The organism is Bacillus sp. OK048 (assembly GCF_900103525.1).
In the GTDB taxonomy this organism is placed as follows: domain Bacteria; phylum Bacillota; class Bacilli; order Bacillales; family Cytobacillaceae; genus Neobacillus.
Map to the genome: position 1 here is coordinate 222,500 of NZ_FNHN01000007.1, position 22,780 is coordinate 245,279.

Sequence of the window (22,780 nt, forward strand, 5' to 3'; positions counted from 1 at the left end):
TTTGGTGCCAGGTGAGGAAGTGAAATGTCCTTCATGGTGGTGATGAAGGACATTTGGTGCCAAATGCGGAAGAGAAATGACCTTCAAAAGGGTTGGGACCAATTTCCCATTGGGTGAGATTGCTAGAAACGATATGATAGAGTCAACTATTTTTTTACAAAAGGGGGGAGCAGATAATGAAGGGATTGCACTTTAATATCAACACGAAAATGATTGCCGGCTATTTATTCATTTTGGTTTGCTTAGTCGTCTCCTTGCTGATCGTGATGAATCGGATGTCGGCGCTCCAGGAAGAGGTTGATTTTGTCTCACAGCATGATATTGAGGTACACAATTTAACCAATCAAATTCACAAAAACGTATTAGATATGGAAACGGGGATGAGGGGGTATGTGATAACCGGCAATGAGGAGTACCTCGAGCCCTATCGTTCCGCGAGCAGGAGCTGGCTGGAAAACTACAACACCCTTCACTCGCTGTTGGCCAATAACAGCAACCAGCAGCGGAATTTAGAAGAGATTAAACCGCTGATCATGAACTATATCACGAATTCAACGGATTATGTGATCGATCAAAAAAAGCTGAATAACCAGACAGCGTTAGACGACTTTTTTAAAAATAACAAAGGCAAAAAAATGACAGATGAGCTCCGGTCTCACTTTGATTCCTTTCTTGAAAATCAAAAAAAACGGACCAAACAGCGGGTCGAACAACTGAATCAGGATAATAGCAATTTAAAAGTAACGTTGTATGGGATCATTTTAGTCGTTTCCCTGATTACGATTTCAACGGCCATGTTCCTGTCTAATTCGATTGTCAAAACGATTAAACAGGTGGTCCAGACGATCAATAATATTATGGATTCGAAAGAGACAGAGGTGGACCTGACCACAAGAATCGAAGTCAGCACCCATGATGAAACCCGTGAACTCGCAGAGGCGATGAATGAGCTGCTGAGCAGTCTTGAAAAACAGAGCTGGATTCAGAAAGGTATCGCAGAAATTTCGACCATGTATCAGGGAATCACGGATTTAACAGAATTAACGCATGCCTTTATCACTAAGCTGGCGCCAATGCTCGATGCAGTCTATGGAGTGGTTTATCTGCGTAGAAATCAAGGCAGTGAAGTTCGGTACGTGAAAGAGGCAGGCTATGCTCTAACTGGGGAAGCAACTGGTGGTGCTAGTTTCCGGTTAGGGGAAGGGTTAATCGGTCAAGCAGCTATGGATAAAAGAATCTTCCTGATTGATCAGCTGCCAGAAGACCATTTTAAAGTCACATCGGGTTTAGGTGATTCATCGCCTCGCAATCTTTTGGTTGCGCCTATTTTAGTGGAAGGCACGGTCGAAGCGGTGGTTGAGTTCGGCTCGTTCAAACCGTTTATGTCGCAGCATCTCACCTTATTGGATCTGCTTCAAGATAAATTCGGTTCTGCGATTACCAATGTTGCAGGGCGGATGGAGGTAGAAAGACTGCTTGGGGAATCACAAGTGTTAACCGAAGAACTCCAGGCGCAATCCGAGGAACTTCAAGCCCAATCGGAAGAATTGCAAATGCAGCAGGAACAGCTGCGGATTACCAACGAATTTTTAGATGAACAGAGGCAGCGTGCCGAACAAAGAGCATCCGAGCTGAAGACGGCCAAGGATGAACTAGAAGACTATTCACGGAAACTGCAGATGAGCTCGCAGTATAAAACGGATTTTCTAGCCAATATGTCACACGAGCTGCGCACGCCATTAAATAGTATTTTAATCCTGTCGCAAATGCTGTTGGAAAATGACGAGGACATGGAGCTGTCAGAGGTCAGGGATTCCTCTCGTGTCATCTATACAGCGGGAAGTGATTTGCTGCGGCTAATTAATGACATCCTCGATTTATCAAAAATCGAAGCAGGAAAAATTGAAATTTTTACAGATGAAGTGAACGTGACCGAAATTCCACAAATGATGAAGAACATGTTTGACCCAGTCGCGGCGAAAAAGAAACTTAGTTTTGACGTGGCGATTGCTTCAAATGTACCGAACGTCATTACGACCGACGGGCAGCGCCTGCAGCAAATTTGGAAAAATCTATTATCCAATGCTTTTAAATTCACAGAGCAAGGGTCTGTAAAAGTAACCATCGAAGTTGCCAAACCAGAACTGGTACAGGAACTAATCCCTGCTCTCGACGAAGAGGATATGGTGCTGGTCATCGCAGTTACCGATACTGGAATTGGGATTGCACAGGAAAAGCAGCAAATTATCTTCGAGGCCTTTCAACAGGTTGATAGTACGACGAACCGGCAATTTGGCGGGACCGGCTTAGGGTTATCAATCTGCCGTGAATTTACCCGATTACTTGGTGGAGCGATTACCGTCCAAAGCGAGCCGCAAAAAGGAAGCACGTTCACCCTCTATATCCCTGGCAGGCTGGATGCGGCCGAATATCACCGGATTGAGCAACTGGCATTGAATGAGGTAGCGGCAAGTGTCAGTGCGGTAACGGAGGAGCAGGAACAAGTCCACGAAGAAGCAGAAGTGGAAGTGGCGGCAGCAGAAGTTTCAGATGACCAGTTATTTAAAGGAAAGAAAGTGCTGTTAGTCGAAGACGACCGCCGGAACGTATTTGCTTTGGTAACCGCCCTGGAGAAAAAGGGTGTGAAGGTTCAAGTGGCAGAGAACGGTAAGCGGGCCATTGAATTTTTACAAAAACAGGCTGATTACGACCTGGTTTTCATGGATATTATGATGCCGGTAATGGGCGGCTATGAAGCGATGAACATCATTCGTCAGGATTTAGCGATGGACAGCTTGCCGATTATTGCGCTGACAGCCAAGGCGATGAAGGGTGAGCGGGATAAGTGTATGGAAGCAGGGGCTTCCGATTATATTATGAAGCCATTGAATATCAACCAATTATTCTCGTTAATGCGGGTGTGGCTGACCGAGCAGGTGATTGAAAGTTGAACGAAAGATCGACAAACATTGACATCATCGAGCCAAATGAACTTCAGGAGATAGAAATCAAGCTGCTGCTGGAAGGCTTGTACCAGATGTATGGGTATGACTTCAGGAGCTATGTGCGGGGGTCGATTGGCAGGAGGATTGTAAACAGAATGAAGGCGGAGCGGCTGCCAACGATTACCGCGTTACTGGAAAAGGTGCTCCACGAACCAGGGGTTTTGGAGCGGTTGTTGAATGATTTTTCCATCAGAATGACGGAAATGTACCGTGATCCCAGTTTTTTTGCCGCCTTTCGTAACGAAGTAGTGCCATTGCTTCAGGAGCTGCCTGAAATCCGGATTTGGCATGCAGGCTGTGCCACCGGTGAAGAGGTTTATTCGATGGCGATTCTGATGCAGGAGGAAGGCCTAAGCGAAAAAACAAAAATCTACGCAACCGATATGAATGAAAAGGCACTGACAGCCGCGCAAAAGGGAGCTTTTCCGCTAAAAAAAATGCAGCAGTATACGAAAAATTACTTGAAAGCAGGCGGGAAAATGGCCTTCTCAGAGTACTACACAACGGATCATCAGTTTGCCTATTTTTCACCTCACCTGACTGAGAATCTTACATTTGCCCAGCACAATTTAGTGAGTGACAGCTCGTTTAATGAATTTCATGTGATCGTATGCCGCAATGTCATGATCTATTTTGACAATGCCCTGCAGCAAGAGGTCCACGGGCTGTTCTATGACAGCCTTGCTGACGGTGGATTCATTGGACTCGGAAGTAAAGAATCCATCCTCGGGATGACCAAAGGGATGAAATACACAGAATTTAATTCATATGAAAAAATCTATCGGAAAAAGTAGTGGCTGGCTTTAGAACTGTTTTGGGTGGTGGATCTAGGGTTTGGCACATAAATCTGTGGATTGGCACATAAACCCCAGTATCGGCACATAAATAAAAAAGAAGATTGCAGCTAACCTGCAATCTTCTCTTGGTGCTATGTTATGCGTTGCGTCGGATGGTTCGTAGGACTATGCTTAGAATAAGTACAAAGACAATGGCACCGAGGAGTGCTGGTAGGATGTAGAATCCTGCGACCACTGGCCCCCAGCCGCCTACAAGTGAACCAATCCAGGCACCGATAAAACCTGCGATGATATTTCCGATTATACCTCCGGGGACATCACGCCCCAGAATCAGGCCGGCTAACCAGCCGATAATTCCTCCAATAATTAATGACCAAATAAATCCCATGATAACCTCTCCTTTCAATTTCAATGAGCTATGGTTACTACATACCCGAAGTTTAAGCAGCTAAACTTAAGAGTTTAAAAAATTACCACGTTTTTGCTCGAAACCCCTCTTATAGCGCACCTTATGGTTGGTCGTACAAGCTTCCAAGTAATGTTGGCACACCTTCAATTCTAGAGATAAATGATAGAAGCCTTGTCGATCCCGCTCATCCAAACACTGATCGATTTTTCGTTTTAACAAACTGATCCTTGTAATTAACTCTGCTTTTTTCCGCATCATACACCTCCAGCTTTTTCTTCTTATTTACCCAAAACTTTTTTACTCAAACAAGTAGAATTTTTAAAAAATAGGTTTTGTTTCTTTGGAGTGCGGATATATACCTGGTACAAGCTGACATACAGCTGGAAAGTAAATCTTGAGGAGGAATAAACATGGAAAATGTAAAAATCGTAGAAAATGGAGTCGAAGCGAGAAAGGAAATTGATCAATTTTTCAGAGAGGGATACACGAAGGATGAAATTTATTTATTAGCGCATGACAACGACCGCGCGGAACATCTAACCGATGCAATGGATATTAACGAAGTCGGGATAGGAGAACAGGGGATTTTTGGAGCGGTTGCCAATGTTTTTCGTTCTAGAGGTGATGAACTGCGATCGAAATTAGAGTCGCTGGGGTTATCGGCAGCGGCGGCGGCGCATTGTGAGGAAGAAATGGATCACGGAAAAGTGATTGTCGTGGCAACGAAAACGGCCTAATAAAAAAATGAGGTGAAAATTCATGAAAATATCGAAACAAAGTATCGAAAAAAAAAGGGATCCGTAAACGAGCTAGGCATAAACGGAGCGATGGCCACTCGCTGATCCATTATTTCAGGAATCCAATTGTTCATCAGGAGATACATGGAAACAGGGTCATTGTCCCACTACGTATTAATAGGGTCTGGGATGGTATCTAAATTTATTAACTGCCTAAACACTGATAAAGAGCAGAAAATCAGTGTTTAGGCAGTTAATGCGTTAAAAATTAGCCATAATATAAACGAAACTTTTCAGACTTTCATCCGTCAGTATCATATGCGCCGATTTTACACACAGAATTTATGCATCGGTTTTATGCATCAAATTTATGCATAAAGGCAGTTTTTTGTATAAATGGTGACAGGCACCGATGTATGATAGAATGTTCTTGGGCCTCTAAGGGAGGGATATTATGGAAGGTTTTGGACAAATTGCGTTGTTGAGTATTTTTTCGCACCTGGTGTTTATTGCGCTTGCGTGGTGGGCGCTGCAGTCGATTCGTTTAGATAAGCTGCTGAAGCCGAGCCATGTTTTTCAGGCACGATTACTTTATATATTATTGGCGATTATTATGGGTTCATCGGTTAGTAATTTTTTCTTAGACTACCTTCAATGGTCAAGGCAGCTGCCTCTGATTTTACAATACATACACAACTGGTAAAAATTTAGGTCTTCATACATGTATCTTTTTCCGTGAAAATTGAGTACAATTCAATTTGTGTGTAAAAAGTGCAATCTGATTGAAAAAGCTCACAGCTTAGAAGATAGATAAAAATACGGTTAGAGAAAAGCAAAATGACTTCAAAAAAGAAAACGAATGTACAAACTGTAACCAATCAACCTGCAGAAATTAGGTAATTTTTAAAAAAATCTCGAAAATCCTAAAAAGCTTGTCAAAAAGTGACGACATTTCCCAAGTATGCTCTTGCTTTCCTTGGTAACAATGGTAGTAAGGGGGAGAGTAGAGATGAAGAGAAAGTCAAAGGTGCTTTTTGGCATTAGTATGTTGATGATGGTTGGTTTGATCGTGGTCTTTGGCAGCCGGTTGACGGCCGCGGGCGGTGATGATGCTTTAGTGAAGATCGCCGACGTTTTTCAAACAGAAGATATTTTGCTCGAAGAATGGTCGTTTTATGCAAGGGAGCATTTGGTTGACCTGAAAACAGAGAAAGAAGTGCAGGAATATGTGAAGGAGCTCGAAGCACAGTTCCCTGATTGGGATTGGTCGACAAGTGAGACCAGCGACAATTGGGAAATAACAGCCATCTCTCCGACTTCTAAACACCACACAGAAATGCTTCAAATTATGGCAACCCACACAAAACAACCTGTTAATGCGTATATAGTATATAGGGTCACTGGAGACGAGTGGAACAAGGAGATGGAGTCCTTTTTCACAAACGCTCACTTTAAAAATAGGCTTTCCGACATATTTCGGGGAAATCCAACAATTTTCTCTAGTATGAAGGGCAGCATCAGTGATAAGATTGATATGGCTTTACCAAATGTTGCAAATGATTTATTGAAAAGTTTTGATGGAAAAAAGATCGAGGCGTTAGAAGAGGAAATGTTCATGTCTGTATCGGCGAATTCGCCAATGTTTTCAGACTCCATAGCGCGGGACATGAATTTACAAATTGGGATACGCTCCGAGGGATTGGGCGCAAGGACTACCATCGTAGTTGGCACACCAATCATTACGATTGAATATTAATATAGAGAAAATGGACGCGGAGGGGAATACTCTTGGAAAAGATCATCGTCCGCGGCGGACAAAGGCTATACGGATCGGTTAAAGTAGAAGGCGCAAAAAACGCGGTCCTGCCTGTACTCGCTGCCACATTATTAGCAAGTGACGGAAAAAGTGTAATACGTGATGTACCTACACTCTCCGATGTATACACAATTAATGAAGTATTGCGCAACTTGAATGCGGAGGTTGCCTTTGACAATAATACAGTTGTCGTTGATGCATCTAGAGTGTTGAAAGATGAGGCACCATTTGAATATGTGCGTAAGATGCGTGCGTCTGTCCTCGTGATGGGTTCACTGCTAGCACGCAATGGTCGTGCACGTGTGGCTCTGCCAGGCGGTTGTGCGATTGGTTCTCGACCGATTGACCAGCATCTTAAAGGGTTCGAAGCGATGGGTGCAAAGGTAAAAGTAGGAAATGGCTTTATTGAAGCGGAAGTTGATGGCCGCTTAAAAGGTGCCAAGATTTACTTGGATTTCCCAAGTGTTGGCGCCACCGAAAATATCATGATGGCGGCGACGCTTGCACAGGGTACAACCATCATTGAAAACGTAGCAAAGGAACCGGAAATCGTTGACCTTGCTAACTTCTTGAACAAAATGGGCGGAAATGTCCGAGGCGCAGGCACGGGCACTCTTCGTATTGAAGGTGTCGATGTATTGTTTGGCGCTGAGCATCATATTATTCCTGACCGAATCGAAGCGGGAACCTTTATGGTTGCTGGTGCGATTACCGGCGGAAATGTACTTGTACAAGGTGCAGTTCCTGAACACCTTTCTTCCTTAATTGCAAAAATGGAAGAAATGGGCGTTACGGTTATTGAGGAACATGATGGCGTTCGTGTCATCGGTCCTGAAAAGCTTAAAGCAGTTGATATTAAAACGATGCCTCATCCTGGTTTTCCAACTGATATGCAGTCGCAAATGATGGCACTGCTCCTTCGCGCAGAAGGCACTTCCATGATTACGGAGACGGTTTTCGAAAATCGTTTCATGCATGTCGAAGAATTCCGCCGGATGAACGCCGAAATTAAAATTGAAGGCCGTTCTGTCATTTTAAATGGACCTTCAAACTTACAAGGCGCTGAAGTGTCTGCCACAGATCTTCGTGCTGCTGCCGCTCTTATTTTAACAGGGTTGGTTTCTGATGGACATACCCGCGTAACCGAGTTAAAACATTTAGACCGTGGTTATGTGAACTTCCATGGTAAATTAGCAGGGTTGGGCGCGGATATTGAACGTATTTCTGAAGCGGAAGAAGCTTTTGCGGAAGTGGAATCGTTCATTACTGATTTAAACGCATAATGGTTCGAGGCCGAAGAGGATGACTCTTCGGTTTTTTCGTGCTGTTTTTTTGAATATTCAGTTATGCTTTTTTAGTCATAAATGCTTGTCCGCCTCCATATGATGGAATGAGAAGCGCCCGCAGAAGGGTGCACAAATTTCATAATTGGAGGCTCCTACATGAAAAAATTCAAACCACTCATCCTACTAGCGACTTTCTTATTTGCCCTCACTCTACTCATTCCCGCAATCTTAGTGTTACCGTTCGGGGATGGGAAGGTTAGCGGCAAATTAGGTGAAGAATTATCCCACAAGGCTCCAAATACCGAAGGCGGTGGTAACTCAACAGCTGATGCCGCCGTTGAGGTTGCAGTTTACCGCTCCACAATTGGACAAATCGATAATATTCCACTTGAAGACTATCTTGTTGGGGTCGTAGCAGCTGAAATGCCTGTCGAATTCAAGGAGGAAGCCTTGAAGGCACAAGCCCTGACAGCGAGAACTTATATTGTAAAAAAAATGCTTAGCAAAGACAAAATTGGCGTTCCCGAAGGTGCACAGGTAACGGACACGCAGATCCATCAGGTGTATTTGAGCAAGGAGCAAATGAGAAAGAACTGGGAAATGGAGTTTGAATCGAACTACGCGAAGATTCTTGCTGCGGTTAGGGCCACGAGCGGTCAGATTTTGACGTATGACGGCCAGGCGATCGATGCCTCGTTCTTCTCAACCTCTAATGGCTACACCGAAAACTCCGAGGACTACTGGCCCAATGAAATGCCGTACCTGCGCAGTGTATCAAGTCCATGGGATAAAAATTCTCCGAAATTTAATTCTGTGAAGGAAGTTACCGTTAAGCAATTTGAATCGGCTCTTGGGGTAAAGGTTGGTGCGAGCGGGACGATTGGAAAAATTGTCGAGCGCACCGCTGGGAAGCGGGTCGCGAAGGTCGACTTTAATGGGAAGGTTCTGAGCGGTAAGGATATTCGTGATAAATTGGATCTGCGATCTTCTGATTTTGATTGGCAGCGTAAAGGGGATAGCATTGTCATCACCACCCGCGGCTACGGACACGGTGTAGGGATGAGCCAATACGGCGCAAACGGCATGGCGGCTGAAGGGAAGGACTATCAAGAAATCGTGAAGCACTACTACCAAGGTGTGGAAGTCACATCAGCGGACAGCATGCTGGCGACGATTACGGCGCAGAAATAGGGAATGCTAGCTGCAGTTAGGGATCAAGCCACAATTCAACCGTAATATCCATATAGGAAATAGTGATACCTAAGCCAGGGCGGACCCTGGCTTTTTCAGTGTTTAGTGTGGTGGTGGAATTGATTAGGCAGGTAAACAATGGTATTGGCAGGTGAAACGGAATTTTGGCAGATAGGAGCTCCGAATCGGCAGGTGGTGAGACATATTTGGCAGGTAAGAGTATTTTTATCTAAAAAAGGTAATTAAAAAAGCGACCTGGGGCCAAGAATCATATAAAAACCTAACCGCAATATCCATATATAGGAAATAATGATACCTAAGCCAGGGCGCGCCCTGGCTTTTTCAGCGTTTAGTGTGGTGGTGGAATTGATTAGGCAGGTAAACAAGAGGTATTGGCAGGTGAAACGGAATTTTGGCAGATAGGAGCTCCGAATCGGCAGGTGGTGAGACCTATTTGGCAGGTAAGAGAATTTTTATCTAAAAAAGGTAATTAAAAAAGCGACCTGTGGTCAAGGATCATACAAAAACCGAACCGCAATATCCATATATAGGAAAAAGTGATACCTAAGCCAGGCCGCGCCCTGGCATTTTCAGTGTTCAGTGTGGTGGGGGAATTGATTAGGCAGGTAAACAAAGGGGATTGGCAGGTGAAACGGAATTTTGGCAGGTAAGAGCACAAAATCGGCAGGTGGAGGAACCTATTTGGCAGGTAAGCGAATTTTTATATAAAAAAAGTAATTAAAAAAGCGACCTGGGGCCAAGGATCATACAAAAACTTAACCGTAATATCCATATATCGGAAATAATGATACCTAAGCCAGGCCGCCCCCCGGCTTTTTCAGCGTTCAGTGTGGTGGTGGAATTGATTAGGCAGGTAAACAAAGGGGATTGGCAGGTGAAACGGAATTTCGGCAGGTAAGAGCACAAAATCGGCAGGTGGAGGAACCTGTTTGGCAGGTAAGCGAATTTTTATCTAAAAAAAGTAATTAAAAAGCGACCTGGGGCCAAGGATCATACAAAAACCTAGGCATAATATCCATATATAGGAAATGATGATACCTAAGCCAGGGCGCACCCTGGCTTTTTCAGCGTTAAATGTGGTGGTGGAATTGATTAGGCAGGTAAACAAAGGGGATTGGCAGGTGAAACGGAATTTCGGCAGGTAAGAGCACAAAATCGGCAGGTGGAGGAACCTATTTGGCAGGTAAGCGAATTTTTATCTAAAAAAGGTAATTAAAAAAGCGAGCTGCGGTTAGGGATCATGCAATATTCCAACCGCGATATCCATATATAGGAAATAATGATGCCTAAGCCAGGGCACGCCTTGGCATTTTCAGCGTTGAGTGTGGTGGGGGAATTGATTAGGCAGGTAAACAAAGGGGATTGGCAGGTGAAATGAGATTTTGGCAGGTAAGAGCTCCGAAATGGCAGGTGGGGAGACCTATTTGGCAGGTAATAGAATTAGGACAAAACAACTTAATTCTGTCACAATTTTTCAGCAGGAGTTTTATGTAATAGAACAGAAATAGATGAAAAAAAGGAGAGGACTGATGCAATTGATAGCCAAGCCCTGCGTGCTGCCACTGAGTATGATGAAGTATCAAGCTTTGATTAGGAGGGTCATAGAAGATTTATTAGTACAATCTGATATTGTGACGGATTTTAATAATCGGATGACAGGGTTTCGTGGAGAGGAATCGGTTATGAGCTTTCATTTAGAACCAATCTCTAACCTTAATTATCGAATTTACCATGATCTCCGTTTCCTTCACGGAAACTATTACTTCCAAATCGACATCTTAATCCTTTGTGCATATTTTGCCCTCGTGCTGGAAGTGAAAAATTGGGCAAAAGATTGGCATTTCGATAAGGTTCTACAGCAGGCGATGATTGAAAAGGATGGAAAATTAGAAAGGGTGAATAACCCTATTTTTCAGGCTAGGTTACAGGCGTTTAAACTGCGGGAATGGTTAAAGAGGCATAACTTTACTGGGTTACCGATCCAATATCTATTTGTTAATAGTAATGAAAACACCAATATTATTATTGGAGATGACAATAAATACAAATGGAATGTTTGCAATAGTGAATATCTCCTTGAGAGGATTGACCAAATAGCAAATGATTTTAAAATTGAATTTTATGATGAAAAAGAACTACGAAAAATCGATAAGCTCCTTTTAACCAATCACACTCCTGAAGATCCAGACTTACTCCAGAAGTACAATCTAACTCGAAAAGAGATTAAATCAGGTGTTCATTGCACCATTTGCAACTTTTTGCCGTTGCACTATAATGCTGGAACATGGAAATGCCCAAAATGTAAAACTGAATCCAAAACTGCGTTCATAGATACACTCAACGATTATTTTTATACTATTAGCCCCACCATTACCAACGCGGAGGCACGAAGTTTTCTTCAAATTCCCTCTCCAAAAATAACCCACCATTTATTAAATTCAGCAGATCTTGCAAGTACAGGGAAATTCAAGTTCAAAATATATCACCAACCAACAAAGCAAAAATAAACCACCGCGAAACCCGCAGTGGCTACAATTTCTTCACAAACCCAAGTACCTTCCCTAACTTCGCAAATCGACCTTTAAACAGCGCGCCCCGAATAAAATAAAAACATACTAGTATTCCGGTAACGTCTTTTACCAAGTCAAACCAGGATGCTGACCGGTAGGCGTAGAAGGATTGGTGGATTTCATCGGTAAGCCCGTAAAGACCGGCGATAACGGCACAGATGACGTTTAGTGACGCTGTGAACGGCCGTTGGCGGGTTAGGAAGGCTGAAACTAGCAATACATACAAAATCGCGAACTCTATTAAATGCAGGGATTCCTTAATCGTGCGGTCAAGTCCTGAATTGGGGAGTTCGACAAAGTGATTCGATGGCAGGCTCGACATAATCCAAATGGCGCTCATATAGAAGAAAGGCAGGATTCGCAAGGTCCATTTTAAGATATTCATAAAAAATTTCCTCCAATAGTAAAAATGAATGCATAAAAACTTCAGTACTTTCAAAAAATAAGTAGAAAATTTTTTTTTGCTAGTGTATATAATTCTACTTATCTGTTCAGAATGATTGCTGAGGTGATGAAAATGAGAGAGGAAGAAAACAAACGATCTTCTCAAGGTTCCAGCGTTAAACGCTTTTTCAAGAAGCGTTGGGTATTTCCAGCCATTTATATTGCAAGTGCAGCAATCATTCTGACAGCCGTACTTTGGTTCCAAGGCAGCGATAATGCAACAGACAAGTTTGATTACAAGCCTTCAGACCTAACTGGTAAAAACAACGATAAACCAGCACTTGAAGTGAACTCGGCTTTAGAAAACTTGAAAATGCCTGTGAAGAATCCACTGGAAACGACAGTCAAAATGGAATTCTATGATTTCAACGCAAGTGATGAAAAACAAGAAGCAGCATTAGTCTATTACAACAATCAGTATGTTCCGCATACAGGTATTGACTTTACATCCAAAGATGGCGAAACATTTGATGTTGTAGCCGCCCTAAGTGGTGAGGTTACGAGAGTGCAAGAAGATGCTACCCTTGGAAATGTCATTGAAATCGAACACGATACAGGTATTGTAACACAATATCAATCCGTTAAAGATGTGAAGGTTGAGGTTGGCGATAAAGTAAAACAAGGACAAGTTATTGCCATGGCTGGACAAAGCTTGTTTGATGAAGAGTCTGGAACGCATGTACATTTTGAAGTCCGCAAAGATGGTGTAGCTGTTAATCCGACTACCTATTTCAATAAACCGGTAAGCGAATTACAGGAAGGCACTTCAGCGGGTGAAAAAGCAGAAGATACAAAAAGTCCAAAACAACAAATGATTGAGGACCCTGCGACTAAAGAGAAGAAAGCTCCATCAAAAGAAGAACGAACTCCATCTGATGATAAAAAACCATCTGATGATAAAAAACCATCAGACGATAAAAAACCATCAGACGACGAATCTTCTGAGTCTAAAGAAAAAACAAACTCATAAATAGGAACATAGGGGAAAGGGGAATCAACCTTTCTCTTTTTTTTGCCTAAATATGTTAAAATAAAGAGAAAAGGGGGGGATTTTTTTGAAAAAAATAATGGGGCTGCTGGTAATGGTGATGCTGATGTTAGTGGCAGCTGGCTGCAGCAAAGAACCTACGCCAGAGGATCGATTTGCCGCGTACATAAAACTATGGAATGATCAAAAGTTCGATCAGATGTATGACCTCCTCACAGATGGATCCAAAGAGGTGATCTCCAAGGAAGACTTTACTACCCGCTATCAAAAAATCTACGAAGACATACAAATCAAAGACCTCAAGGTGACTTTTGACAAACCGGGTGATAATGAAGAACTGCCCAAGGATCAAGAAAGTGTTACCTATGATTTTTCCGCTACCATGAACAGCATCGCTGGACCAATCGAATTTACACACAAAGCCAAGCTGAAAAAAGAAGAACGTGATAAAAAGAATAACTGGTATGTTGACTGGAATACCACATATATTTTTCCCGAATTAAAAGACGGTGACAAAATCGGCATCAGCTCTTCGACGCCAAAGCGTGGGCAAATCCTTGACCGAGCAGGCAATGGGCTGGCTGTGAACGGACAGGTATACGAAGTCGGTGTGGTCCCTGGAAAGCTTGAGGGGCAGAAGGAGACCGTCATTCAACAATTGTCGAGCCTGCTAAAAATGACTCCCGACCAAATCAACAAGGCGCTTTCTGCCAGCTGGGTGAAGCCAGACTTGTTTGTCCCGTTAAAGAAGGTGTCAATGGATGATCAGGAACGGATCGCGCAATTAATCGCCCTAGAGCCGGTTCAAACGAAAAAAGTCGGGGCTCGGATTTATCCATATAAAGAAGCAGCCGCTCATTTAATTGGCTATGTTGGCTCGATTACTGCGGAAGAATTAGAAAAACGGAAGGATAAAGGCTACTCGAGCAATGATGTCATCGGAAAAAGAGGGCTCGAGGAAGTTTTTGATGAGCAGCTGAAAGGAAAAAGCGGTATAACCATCACGATTAAAAAGCCGGATGGCAGCACAGAATTACTGGCTGAAAAACCAGTGGAGGACGGACCGGATATAAAGCTGACCATCGATATCGATTTGCAGGCGAGCTTGTATGCCGAGTTAGTTGGTGAAGCGGGCACAGGGGCGGCGCTAGACCCGGTTAGCGGTGAAACGCTGGCACTTGTCAGTTCACCATCGTTTGACCCCAATCAAGCCGCGCTGGGCTTCTCAACCGATGAGTGGAATCAGCTTCAGGACCATCCGCAAAAGCCAATGACAACGAGGTTCAATAAGGCGTATGCGCCAGGATCCGTATTCAAGCCAATCACGGCTTCCGTTGGGCTTACGAACAATGTAATAACGCCAGAGCAAACCATGGACATAAGCGGTTTGAAATGGCAAAAAGGCGCCTCGTGGGGTAATTATTTTGTGACGAGAGTTCATGAAGCGAATCCTGTTAATCTCGAAAAGGCCATGGTATTCTCGGATAATATTTATTTTGCCCAGACGGCATTGGGGATTGGGAAAGATGCCTTCACCGCTGGGTTAAAGGAATTTGGTTTTGAAGAAGAGTCCGATTTTCCATTCCCGCTTGAAACATCAACGATTGGAAAATTGGATAAGGAAATCGCTTTGGCCGACTCCGGTTATGGTCAGGGACAAATTCAAATGAGTATCGTTCATTTATTGCAGTCCTATACGCCATTTGCCAATGGTGGAAAGATGATTAAGCCAACCCTCGTGCTGGACGTTGCGAAAACTGAGAAGCATGTGGTTTCGCCAGAAATTGCCACTACCATTTCTGAAATGCTGCGAAAAGTCGTCGGCGATGCGGAGGGAACCGCTCATGGTGCGGAAATCGCAGACTATCCACTTGCGGGTAAAACCGGAACAGCTGAAATCAAACAAAAGCAGGGTGAAACCGGAACCGAAAACGGCTTTTTCATGGCTTATAACACAAACTCCCCAAGTTTACTGGTGGCGATGATGGTTGAAAATGTCCAGGGCCGAGGCGGATCACAAATACCGGTGAAAAAAGTCAAAAATGTTTTTATGCAGATGAAATAAGAAAAAAACAGAAACCAGATTATGCTAAAGGGTTCGGTTTTGAGGTGATTTTCTTAAAATACGAGCAGAAATGACAGTCATATTGGATTCTTATTGGTATATAAAAAGTAAAAATCGCCATAGCGGGAATAAAGTAAAATAAGCGGAGAGTTTCCGGTTAAATGTAGAATAGAGCTCGTTTTCGGGAAAATAAGGGGAGGTTTTCCGCTTATACAAAGCAACATCCTTCATTTTTGGGTTTTTCGAGATAATAGGCGGAATCTCTCCGTCTATTTATGCCCTTTTTACTAATAATTACTAATTAAGCGGAATTCTTCCGTCTATTTATCAGCTCGGGTACTTTACCTGACCCTCAACCGACAAGTGCGGACCCTCTGGGTTCTTGATGCCGGAATCAGCAGCTTTTTATAGATCAGCTTATCTAAAAATTGGTGCTCAAAACGGCACTGCAAATGACAGAAGTTTTGACCCTCTTTTTTAATTGTACAATACTTATTGTCTATCATAATAATGATGTCAAAGTTAATGGAATTTCGTGGAAAACTTGATAAATAAAGAAAAGACGTATGCTAATTCATACGTCTTTTCTTGTGTCTTTTAATAAGAATGCACCCGAAAACGGAACCCTTTAAGCTAAAGTGATTTCTGTTTTTAATGTTAAAAGTAATTTTGCGTTTCAATGGTTTCTGTTGTTATGATGTAAAGGTTATTTTGCTGTCCAAACTGCTATTAGTTGATCAGCGTCAGCGAGAAGTTTGGCTTTTAGACCTTCATCGACCTTTGCCTTGTTAAGATGCTTTTTAAAATTTTCCATGTGTTTCACTGCCTGTTTGATTTTTCCATCACGTAACATGTGCTGTACTTGATCCAGGCTATTTTTTAAAACAGATTCATTTAATTCTAGAACAACCGTATGTTTCATAGCTGGAAGGGTTGCTGTATAGTCAACACCTGGTGCTTGTAATTCGCCTGCAAGGATACGCTCGCGGATATCTTCACCAAGGTAGAAACTGATGTGAGGTGGCTGATTGTAGGCTGTGTTTTGCCAAGCAATACCATTCCGATAAACAGCATCGTGCATTAATGTATATAGCCTATACTCAGTTGGTATGGTTGTACTGTATACTCGAAGCTCTGTATCGTCTGTTGTCGGCAGCAGAACTTCCTCACGCCAGTCACCGAGAATATCCCCCTGTAGAGTTGGAGTTGCTTTCGTTCCATTATTACTATGAACGCCTTTAAAAGCTTTTAGACGATCCGTTTTACCCGTTGATTCGTTGTATTTGGAAATCGCCGTATCATCTAGTAATTCGTGCTGCAGGTCACCATCCCAGTAAAGAGCAAAGTTAGCAGATAGACCTGCATCCCTAGAGCTGTCAGCAATTACCTTGCCTTGAACATTGTAGAGGCCGCCGCCTGTTTCAACGGTGTCGCCGCCCCATCCCCAGAATTCATAGCCTGGCTCGGAGCTAATATTCGCCGCCACGCCTCGGCCGGCATCGACAGAACCAAAGTAGGACATAAACGTTTCACCTGTTGCCGCATCATGTAATTCTAAAGAGGCAACGGCAGGTTCTTCATGAACCCCAAATACTTGAAGGCCGTCACGATCGGGGTCAAATGCACCGACATGAAGCGCATCCCCATGTGATCCTTTTTCACGTTGCATTTCTCCGTCCATGGTATAGAGGATACTGCCATCATGATCCAGTGTTAAACTACCAGCGATGATTTCATCAAAGCCGTCATTATCAACGTCTGCAATTGCAAGATTGTGGTTACCCAAACTCGCCCCTCGACCCGCTTCATTTGAATCGAAAGTCCATTCTTCTACAAGCTTGCCATTTTTAACACTATAGGCGACAAAGCTTGTTCTTTCATAATAGCCACGGCCATAAATCGCACTTGGCGTTTTGCCATCTAAGAAAGCTAAACCGGCAAGGAAACGGTCAGAACGGTTCTGCCAAGTATCGCCCCATGAAGCACCAGCGTCGTCTCCAAGTGGGAACGCATAATCGATGGTATCGATCACTTCACCTGTTTCACCGTTAAAGACGGAGATATATTCAGGTCCGCCAATGATATGGCCATTCGCTGCTAACCATTTACCATTATCTTCTGGATTTCCAATTTCACTAAGCACTTTGCTGCTGTCAAACTTGCCATTCGTTACACCATAAGCAGTTGTCCCGTCAGCTGTTTTGATGAGGAAATCACTTTTTCCATTGCCGTCAAAATCGGCGACGATAAATTGATGATAATGGGCACCAGAGGTTAGATTAAGCCCCATATTGATCCGCCACAACAGCGTTCCGTCCAATTTGTAGGCATCAAAAATCGTCGGACCCGTCATAGCGGTCTGGGAACTGTCAATTGCATTGGTTGGATACCATTTTACAATGACTTCAAGCTCGCCATCACCATCTAAGTCTCCTACACTGGAATCATTTACAGTGTATGTGTAATCGCCAGTAGCAGTCGTGCCGCCCTCAGGCTTTTGCATCGGTATTGAAAGATAGTCTTCAGCTAATGCTTTTACTTCATTTTTCTCAACAGATTGGCCATTCACCAGTGTTTCCACTGTATACGTATCGTTTGCTGACCCTTTTGCATCCTGATAGTTGGTCACATTTAGCGGTTTAGAGGTTACTTTTTTTCCATTGCGGTAGACATTAAAGGTCACATCTTTCGCATATTCATCCGCAAGTAAACGCCAGCTGACAAAAATCCCATTTTCGGATTTAAGGGCAATCACGCTGCGATCCAGCCATTCTGTTTGTCTTTCGATTCCCGGATCAAGTAGGCGGTTATAAACATAAAAAGTGGCTTCACGATTAAAGCTGTTGTCGATCCCTTTTGTTTCGGCGAGAATACCTTTAAACTCGTAAACACCTGATATTTCAGGATTCCATTCTTTTCCGACAGACTTCCACTCACTAACAGCCACTTCCTTCTTGCTGTTATCGGCAAGTGTGACGGTCACGGTTTCAGGCAGGCCGATGGATGACAAATCAGAAGTTGTTTCATTTACTTTCACATGGTGGTATCGTAATTGATCTACTTTTGAAATGGTATTACTAGGAATCGGCACATTGTAGACGCCAAAGTCGTCAAGGTAGGTAGTCCAAGAGTGGTTATTTCCAGACGTCCGGATCCCGACAAGCTTAACGGTCTTGACAGATCCGTCAAACGCAACACCCTCTAGGGAAGAAGTGTATTCTTTTGTTTCACCAGATGCTTTATCCGTTAGCGTTAAAACAGCTTGGTTGTTGATTAAATCAAAATGAACACGTACTTCATACCAGGCTTCTTGATTGGTGATGAAGGTTTCAGCAGGGGCTTGGCTGCCCGCAAAATACTCTATTGCTTCCTTATTGGTATTGTTTAACGTGAAAATAGTGTTTCCTGTACTATCAATAATTCGAAGCTCACCGGAATTTTCATACTGTCGATCGCCTTTATCATTGTTCTTACCAGGATACCAATCTAGCTTGACAAGAATGTCTTTTCCTTTAACAGCCGTTTCTAAATTCTTTGTGGCAACACGGCCGCCAGATTGATTGACAATGGTGTATTGAAGTTTATCCGTTGCGTTTCCTTTAATGTTTCCCCTATTAATAGAAACAGTTGAATTGGCTGCGGTAAAGCCCCAGAGATTGTTTTTTTCAAAATCAGAGCCATCTACCAATTGGTACCCATCAACATCCGAAAGTGTAGCCGAGACAAATGGAAGATTTGAAAAAACGAGCCCTAGTGATAATACCCCCATTAAGATTTTCCTTTTTCTTTTACCCAAATTTAGTTCACTCCTTTTGATTTTTGACCACGCCGGACATCCTCCAAAACAATGTAAACGCATACAAAAGAAGCTAGTAAATCTCCTGTTTTTGAATGAACTTCGGAACATTGGCCTATTGTTACTAAATACTAGCTCGCTTGAGACAAACCGTCTAGAAGACAATTTTGCAAAAAACAAAGCCTTGTGGATCAAGGCTTTGTTGCTGTTCTTGGACTTTATTGTAAGAGTTAGAATATTTTGATAGCGGCAGCATTCTGGACTTTTGGCAGTTGCGGTGCAAATGAACTAGGACCAAAACCCTATAAGTAGTGACTGTCATTGTCTTCCTGAGTTGGGGCATTTTTTGGGCTAGTTCCTAGCTACTTTGGAAAAATAATCTTTTGGGGAGGAGGAGGACTGGCTTATTTTTGGTTGTAGGGTTTCCAAAAAATGTCTAAAAGTCCAAAACCTATTGAAAATAGTCCAAAACCTATAGAAAAAGGTCCAAAACCCCATAAAAAAAGTTCAAAACAAAAAAGCGACCTCATCCAAGGTCGCTCCCATCACTCAAATGTTCCACATTTAATTGTAACAACAGAGGCAGAAGAGAAAACGGTTCAGTTCCTGCTCGTTTAAGCATATGTTATTCCCAACTATTACTTTCATCTGAATTTGGATGATACTGATATTTATTTAAATCAATTTTCCCGCCAAGGCCGATTTCGACTCCTTCACTTTCAAGCGAAAAAAGTTGTTCCTGATAGGATTCATCGTCTTGAATGGCGATTTGACCTTTTGTGTTGATGACACGGTGCCAAGGAAGGTGATGTTTCTTGCTCATCGAATGCAGAGCACGAACAACCTGGCGTGCCGCCCGCGGGCTCCCTGCCTCTCTTGCAATTTGTCCATAGGTCATCACTTTTCCTTCGGGAATGGCTTTAATGATCTCAATGACTCTTTCTGTAAAAGGCTGCATAGTCATATTCCTCTCGATTTACTGCTTTTATTATAGAGCAAAATACCTTTTAATAAGGCTCTTTTCTAAAACTTTGTTGCTTTTTGTAAAAATAAAATGATTGTGCCGTGTCTTCGCGAGAGTCTGCATAAATTTAATAAGAAAAGAGCATGTAATTATATTCGAAAGATGTAAAATATCTATTACCCAGTTAAAATTGACTTTAAGATTTTAATAAAAATCGTTACGAAAATAGGCTTTTATTAAATTTTCATTCGACATCCTTCTGCGACAAATTTCTTAGGAAATAATCGCGGCTGATTGAACATTTTCTTTAAAAAACGAGCCAGGGTATGCCTTACAGCCTTTTCGCAATCGTGTCGAAATACGGTGGGCCTGGATTCCATTTCTGTTAAAATGTCAGATTTTTCAAAAAAATAAAATGGTACCTTGTCCCGATTAGATAAATCGTGCATATATTCGTATCCAAGCTAATAAAATGGTTACAAACCTTTACAAAGAGAGTGTTTGAGGTGAAGAATCGTTTGAAGCTCTTGTGAATTCAGTTGGGGACATGATTATTCATCGTAATGCCGCATAATTGCATAAATGGTGACAGGCACCGCTCGTGGACACTGTCCACCCCAGGCGGACAGTGCTGGCCGTTTGTTGGGTATTTGCGGATTTTGTATTTCGTCATAGTGATAAGCGGGTCTCATTTCGCACTTCTCACATCCAATTTAGGGAGGGCGAGTGGTGTGCACGATTACATCAAAGAGAGAACTATCAAGATTGGAAAGTATATCGTGGAGACGAGAAAAACGGTTCGTGTGATAGCGAAGGAGTTTGGCGTATCCAAAAGTACTGTCCATAAAGATTTAACAGAGAGACTTCCTGAAATAAATCCTGAGCTTGCAAATGAGGTTAAAGAGATTTTAGATTACCATAAATCGATCAGACATCTCCGGGGTGGAGAAGCAACAAAGATGAAGTACCAGAAGGAAGAACAAGAAGGTGAGGCCGTTAAATAGGCCGATTTTCAGAAGGAATCTCTACAAAAAGAAAATATGTTTTGAAATGGCCTTTTTCAAGGACTTCTTAGAGCATTCTAAGAAAGTCGGGGAAAGGGCCATTTTTAATGATGGCTATTTTCGCAAACTTTGTTGTTTTGGAATATGGGTTTAATAAGATTAGGTACTAGTCTGATTCCCATTCCCATGTTTTTTCGTGTTCAACGGTAATCAGAAGGTTCATCTGATTCCCTCTAGCATGATTTTTCGTGTTCAACGGTAATCAGATGGCTTGTTCATTCCATTAAATTTCGGACATTTATTAAAAGCAACAAACTTTTAGAAAAGAGCCTTAATGATAGAAAAAAGCGGGCATACTCTTTCAATAAATTTTTTACGACAAATTTCTACGTTTTTTGTGTTTACAGTATGGAAATTTTAAGGAATATGGTATCATTAACAATTAGGAAAGTATGACCGTTTCAAGGAGGAAAGAAACAGAATGTTTGCTAGGGATATTGGGATTGATTTGGGAACGGCTAACGTGTTAATTCACGTAAAAGGCCGTGGAATTGTATTGAATGAGCCTTCAGTTGTAGCCATAGACAGAAATACAAATCGTGTTCTTGCAGTTGGTGAAGAAGCTCGCCGCATGGTTGGACGGACACCTGGAAACATCGTTGCCATTCGCCCATTGAGAGATGGCGTAATCGCAGACTTTGACGTAACAGAAGCAATGTTAAAACATTTTATTAATAAACTGAACGTGAAGGGCTTTTTATCGAAACCTCGTATTTTGATTTGCTGCCCAACGAACATCACTAGCGTTGAACAAAAGGCAATCCGAGAAGCAGCTGAAAAAAGCGGCGGAAAGAAGATTTACCTAGAAGAGGAGCCGAAGGTAGCTGCCATTGGCGCGGGAATGGATATTTTCCAACCAAGCGGTAACATGGTGGTGGATATTGGCGGTGGGACAACGGATGTTGCCGTCCTCTCCATGGGCGATATCGTTACATCATCCTCCATTAAAATGGCCGGCGACAATTTCGACATGGAAATCCTTAATTACATCAAGCGTGAGTACAAGCTTTTGATCGGTGAACGTACATCAGAGAATATTAAAATTAACATCGGAACCGTATTTCCAGGTTCACGCTCGGAAGAAATGGACATCCGCGGTCGTGACATGGTCAGCGGTTTACCGCGTACGATCACGGTTCGTTCAGAGGAAATCGAAGGTGCATTGCGTGAGTCTGTGTCCGTGATCGTTCAAGCGGCAAAAAGCGTTCTTGAACGCACACCGCCGGAATTATCAGCTGATATCATCGACCGCGGCGTCATCTTAACAGGTGGGGGAGCTCTCTTGCACGGAATCGACACCTTGCTTGCTGATGAACTGAAAGTACCGGTTCTAGTGGCAGAAAATCCAATGGACTGCGTAGCCATCGGAACAGGCATCATGCTCGACAACATCGACCGCATTCCGAAGAGAAAACTTGGATAAACAGCGTAAAGTCTAATGACACCGTCATTGGGCTTTTTTGTGTGTTGGAGGTTTGGCTTGGCGGTGGATCACCGGTTTGGCACATAATCGGGGAGTCGGCACATAAAAAAAGATTTTGGCACATAAATTATGAAATCGGCACATAGGCAAAACTTCTAAAAAAAACCCGTTTATGTTTCTCCGACTGTATGAAAAACAAAAGAT

The 22,780-nt window shown here is 42.8% G+C and carries 18 protein-coding genes; 13 read left to right on the plus strand and 5 right to left on the minus strand.

All coding sequences use genetic code 11. From position 1 onward, the window contains the following. The first annotated feature begins 176 nt into the window (after nucleotides 1-176). Both BLR86_RS14760 and BLR86_RS14765 read left to right on the plus strand, forming a co-directional pair. Complete coding sequence (locus tag BLR86_RS14760; protein ID WP_090762743.1) at nucleotides 177-2,951, plus strand: CHASE3 domain-containing protein; 2,775 nt, start codon at nucleotides 177-179, stop codon at nucleotides 2,949-2,951. Continuing rightward, nucleotides 2,948-3,799 carry a CheR family methyltransferase gene (locus BLR86_RS14765; RefSeq protein ID WP_090762745.1) on the plus strand — a complete coding sequence of 284 codons (852 nt, stop codon included), beginning with the start codon at nucleotides 2,948-2,950 and terminating at the stop codon, nucleotides 3,797-3,799. The genes BLR86_RS14760 and BLR86_RS14765 overlap by 4 nt, the downstream gene beginning before the upstream one ends. A gap of 139 nt (nucleotides 3,800-3,938) precedes the next feature. Here BLR86_RS14765 and BLR86_RS14770 read toward each other — a convergent pair whose 3' ends face one another. Both BLR86_RS14770 and BLR86_RS26955 read right to left on the minus strand, forming a co-directional pair. Beyond that, a complete protein-coding gene (locus BLR86_RS14770) occupies nucleotides 3,939-4,190 on the minus strand; it encodes a GlsB/YeaQ/YmgE family stress response membrane protein (protein ID WP_090762747.1) in 252 nt (83 codons plus the stop codon). Between the two features lie 66 nt (nucleotides 4,191-4,256). Beyond that, nucleotides 4,257-4,469, minus strand: a complete 213-nt coding sequence (locus BLR86_RS26955; protein WP_090762749.1) for an IDEAL domain-containing protein — start codon at nucleotides 4,467-4,469, stop codon at nucleotides 4,257-4,259. A gap of 152 nt (nucleotides 4,470-4,621) precedes the next feature. On the opposite strand from BLR86_RS26955, the gene BLR86_RS14780 reads away from it, so the two are divergent. The 6 genes from BLR86_RS14780 to BLR86_RS14805 all read left to right on the plus strand — a co-directional run bounded on the left by BLR86_RS14780 (nucleotide 4,622) and on the right by BLR86_RS14805 (nucleotide 11,769). Further along, nucleotides 4,622-4,948, plus strand: coding sequence for a YflT domain-containing protein (locus BLR86_RS14780; RefSeq protein WP_090762751.1), 327 nt, complete (start codon nucleotides 4,622-4,624; stop codon nucleotides 4,946-4,948). Nucleotides 4,949-5,399: 451 nt separating this feature from the next. Beyond that, nucleotides 5,400-5,651, plus strand: a complete 252-nt coding sequence (locus BLR86_RS14785; protein ID WP_090762754.1) for a DUF1146 family protein — start codon at nucleotides 5,400-5,402, stop codon at nucleotides 5,649-5,651. Nucleotides 5,652-5,957: 306 nt separating this feature from the next. After that, complete coding sequence (locus BLR86_RS14790; protein ID WP_254782333.1) at nucleotides 5,958-6,704, plus strand: YwmB family TATA-box binding protein; 747 nt, start codon at nucleotides 5,958-5,960, stop codon at nucleotides 6,702-6,704. 32 nt (nucleotides 6,705-6,736) lie between these two features. Then, the gene (murA, locus tag BLR86_RS14795; protein WP_090762758.1) at nucleotides 6,737-8,047 is read left to right on the plus strand and encodes a UDP-N-acetylglucosamine 1-carboxyvinyltransferase; all 1,311 of its coding nucleotides are present in this window, start codon (nucleotides 6,737-6,739) and stop codon (nucleotides 8,045-8,047) included. A gap of 159 nt (nucleotides 8,048-8,206) precedes the next feature. Beyond that, on the plus strand, nucleotides 8,207-9,241 hold the full coding sequence (gene spoIID, locus BLR86_RS14800) for a stage II sporulation protein D (RefSeq protein WP_090762760.1): 1,035 nt from the start codon (nucleotides 8,207-8,209) through the stop codon (nucleotides 9,239-9,241). Between the two features lie 1,550 nt (nucleotides 9,242-10,791). After that, nucleotides 10,792-11,769, plus strand: a complete 978-nt coding sequence (locus BLR86_RS14805; protein ID WP_175492902.1) for a nuclease-related domain-containing protein — start codon at nucleotides 10,792-10,794, stop codon at nucleotides 11,767-11,769. Between the two features lie 22 nt (nucleotides 11,770-11,791). On the opposite strand, the gene BLR86_RS14810 is transcribed toward BLR86_RS14805, so the two are convergent. After that, nucleotides 11,792-12,382: a VanZ family protein gene (locus BLR86_RS14810; RefSeq protein ID WP_368086786.1), complete on the minus strand. Its 591-nt coding sequence runs from the start codon at nucleotides 12,380-12,382 to the stop codon at nucleotides 11,792-11,794. Between BLR86_RS14810 and BLR86_RS14815 the strand changes: the two genes are divergently transcribed. Both BLR86_RS14815 and BLR86_RS14820 read left to right on the plus strand, forming a co-directional pair. Then, nucleotides 12,350-13,246 carry a stage II sporulation protein SpoIIQ gene (locus tag BLR86_RS14815; RefSeq protein ID WP_090762767.1) on the plus strand — a complete coding sequence of 299 codons (897 nt, stop codon included), beginning with the start codon at nucleotides 12,350-12,352 and terminating at the stop codon, nucleotides 13,244-13,246. The genes BLR86_RS14810 and BLR86_RS14815 overlap by 33 nt on opposite strands. Nucleotides 13,247-13,331: 85 nt before the next feature. Further along, nucleotides 13,332-15,329: a penicillin-binding transpeptidase domain-containing protein gene (locus tag BLR86_RS14820; RefSeq protein WP_090762769.1), complete on the plus strand. Its 1,998-nt coding sequence runs from the start codon at nucleotides 13,332-13,334 to the stop codon at nucleotides 15,327-15,329. Between the two features lie 706 nt (nucleotides 15,330-16,035). Here BLR86_RS14820 and BLR86_RS14825 read toward each other — a convergent pair. Next, on the minus strand, nucleotides 16,036-19,125 hold the full coding sequence (locus BLR86_RS14825) for a rhamnogalacturonan lyase family protein (protein WP_254782334.1): 3,090 nt from the start codon (nucleotides 19,123-19,125) through the stop codon (nucleotides 16,036-16,038). A 432-nt stretch (nucleotides 19,126-19,557) separates the two neighbouring features. Here BLR86_RS14825 and BLR86_RS14830 point away from each other — a divergent pair, with 432 nt between their 5' ends. Then, nucleotides 19,558-19,743 (plus strand): hypothetical protein, encoded by a 186-nt coding sequence (locus BLR86_RS14830; RefSeq protein WP_090762771.1) that lies wholly within the window; start codon nucleotides 19,558-19,560, stop codon nucleotides 19,741-19,743. A gap of 7 nt (nucleotides 19,744-19,750) precedes the next feature. On the opposite strand, the gene BLR86_RS14835 is transcribed toward BLR86_RS14830, so the two are convergent. Then, the gene (locus BLR86_RS14835) at nucleotides 19,751-20,083 is read right to left on the minus strand and encodes an MGMT family protein (RefSeq protein ID WP_090762773.1); all 333 of its coding nucleotides are present in this window, start codon (nucleotides 20,081-20,083) and stop codon (nucleotides 19,751-19,753) included. A 737-nt stretch (nucleotides 20,084-20,820) separates the two neighbouring features. Between BLR86_RS14835 and spoIIID the strand changes: the two genes are divergently transcribed. Both spoIIID and BLR86_RS14845 read left to right on the plus strand, forming a co-directional pair. Further along, on the plus strand, nucleotides 20,821-21,093 hold the full coding sequence (spoIIID, locus tag BLR86_RS14840) for a sporulation transcriptional regulator SpoIIID (protein ID WP_090762775.1): 273 nt from the start codon (nucleotides 20,821-20,823) through the stop codon (nucleotides 21,091-21,093). 481 nt (nucleotides 21,094-21,574) lie between these two features. Beyond that, a complete protein-coding gene (locus BLR86_RS14845) occupies nucleotides 21,575-22,576 on the plus strand; it encodes a rod shape-determining protein (RefSeq protein WP_090762777.1) in 1,002 nt (333 codons plus the stop codon). The last annotated feature ends 204 nt before the right edge of the window (nucleotides 22,577-22,780 follow it).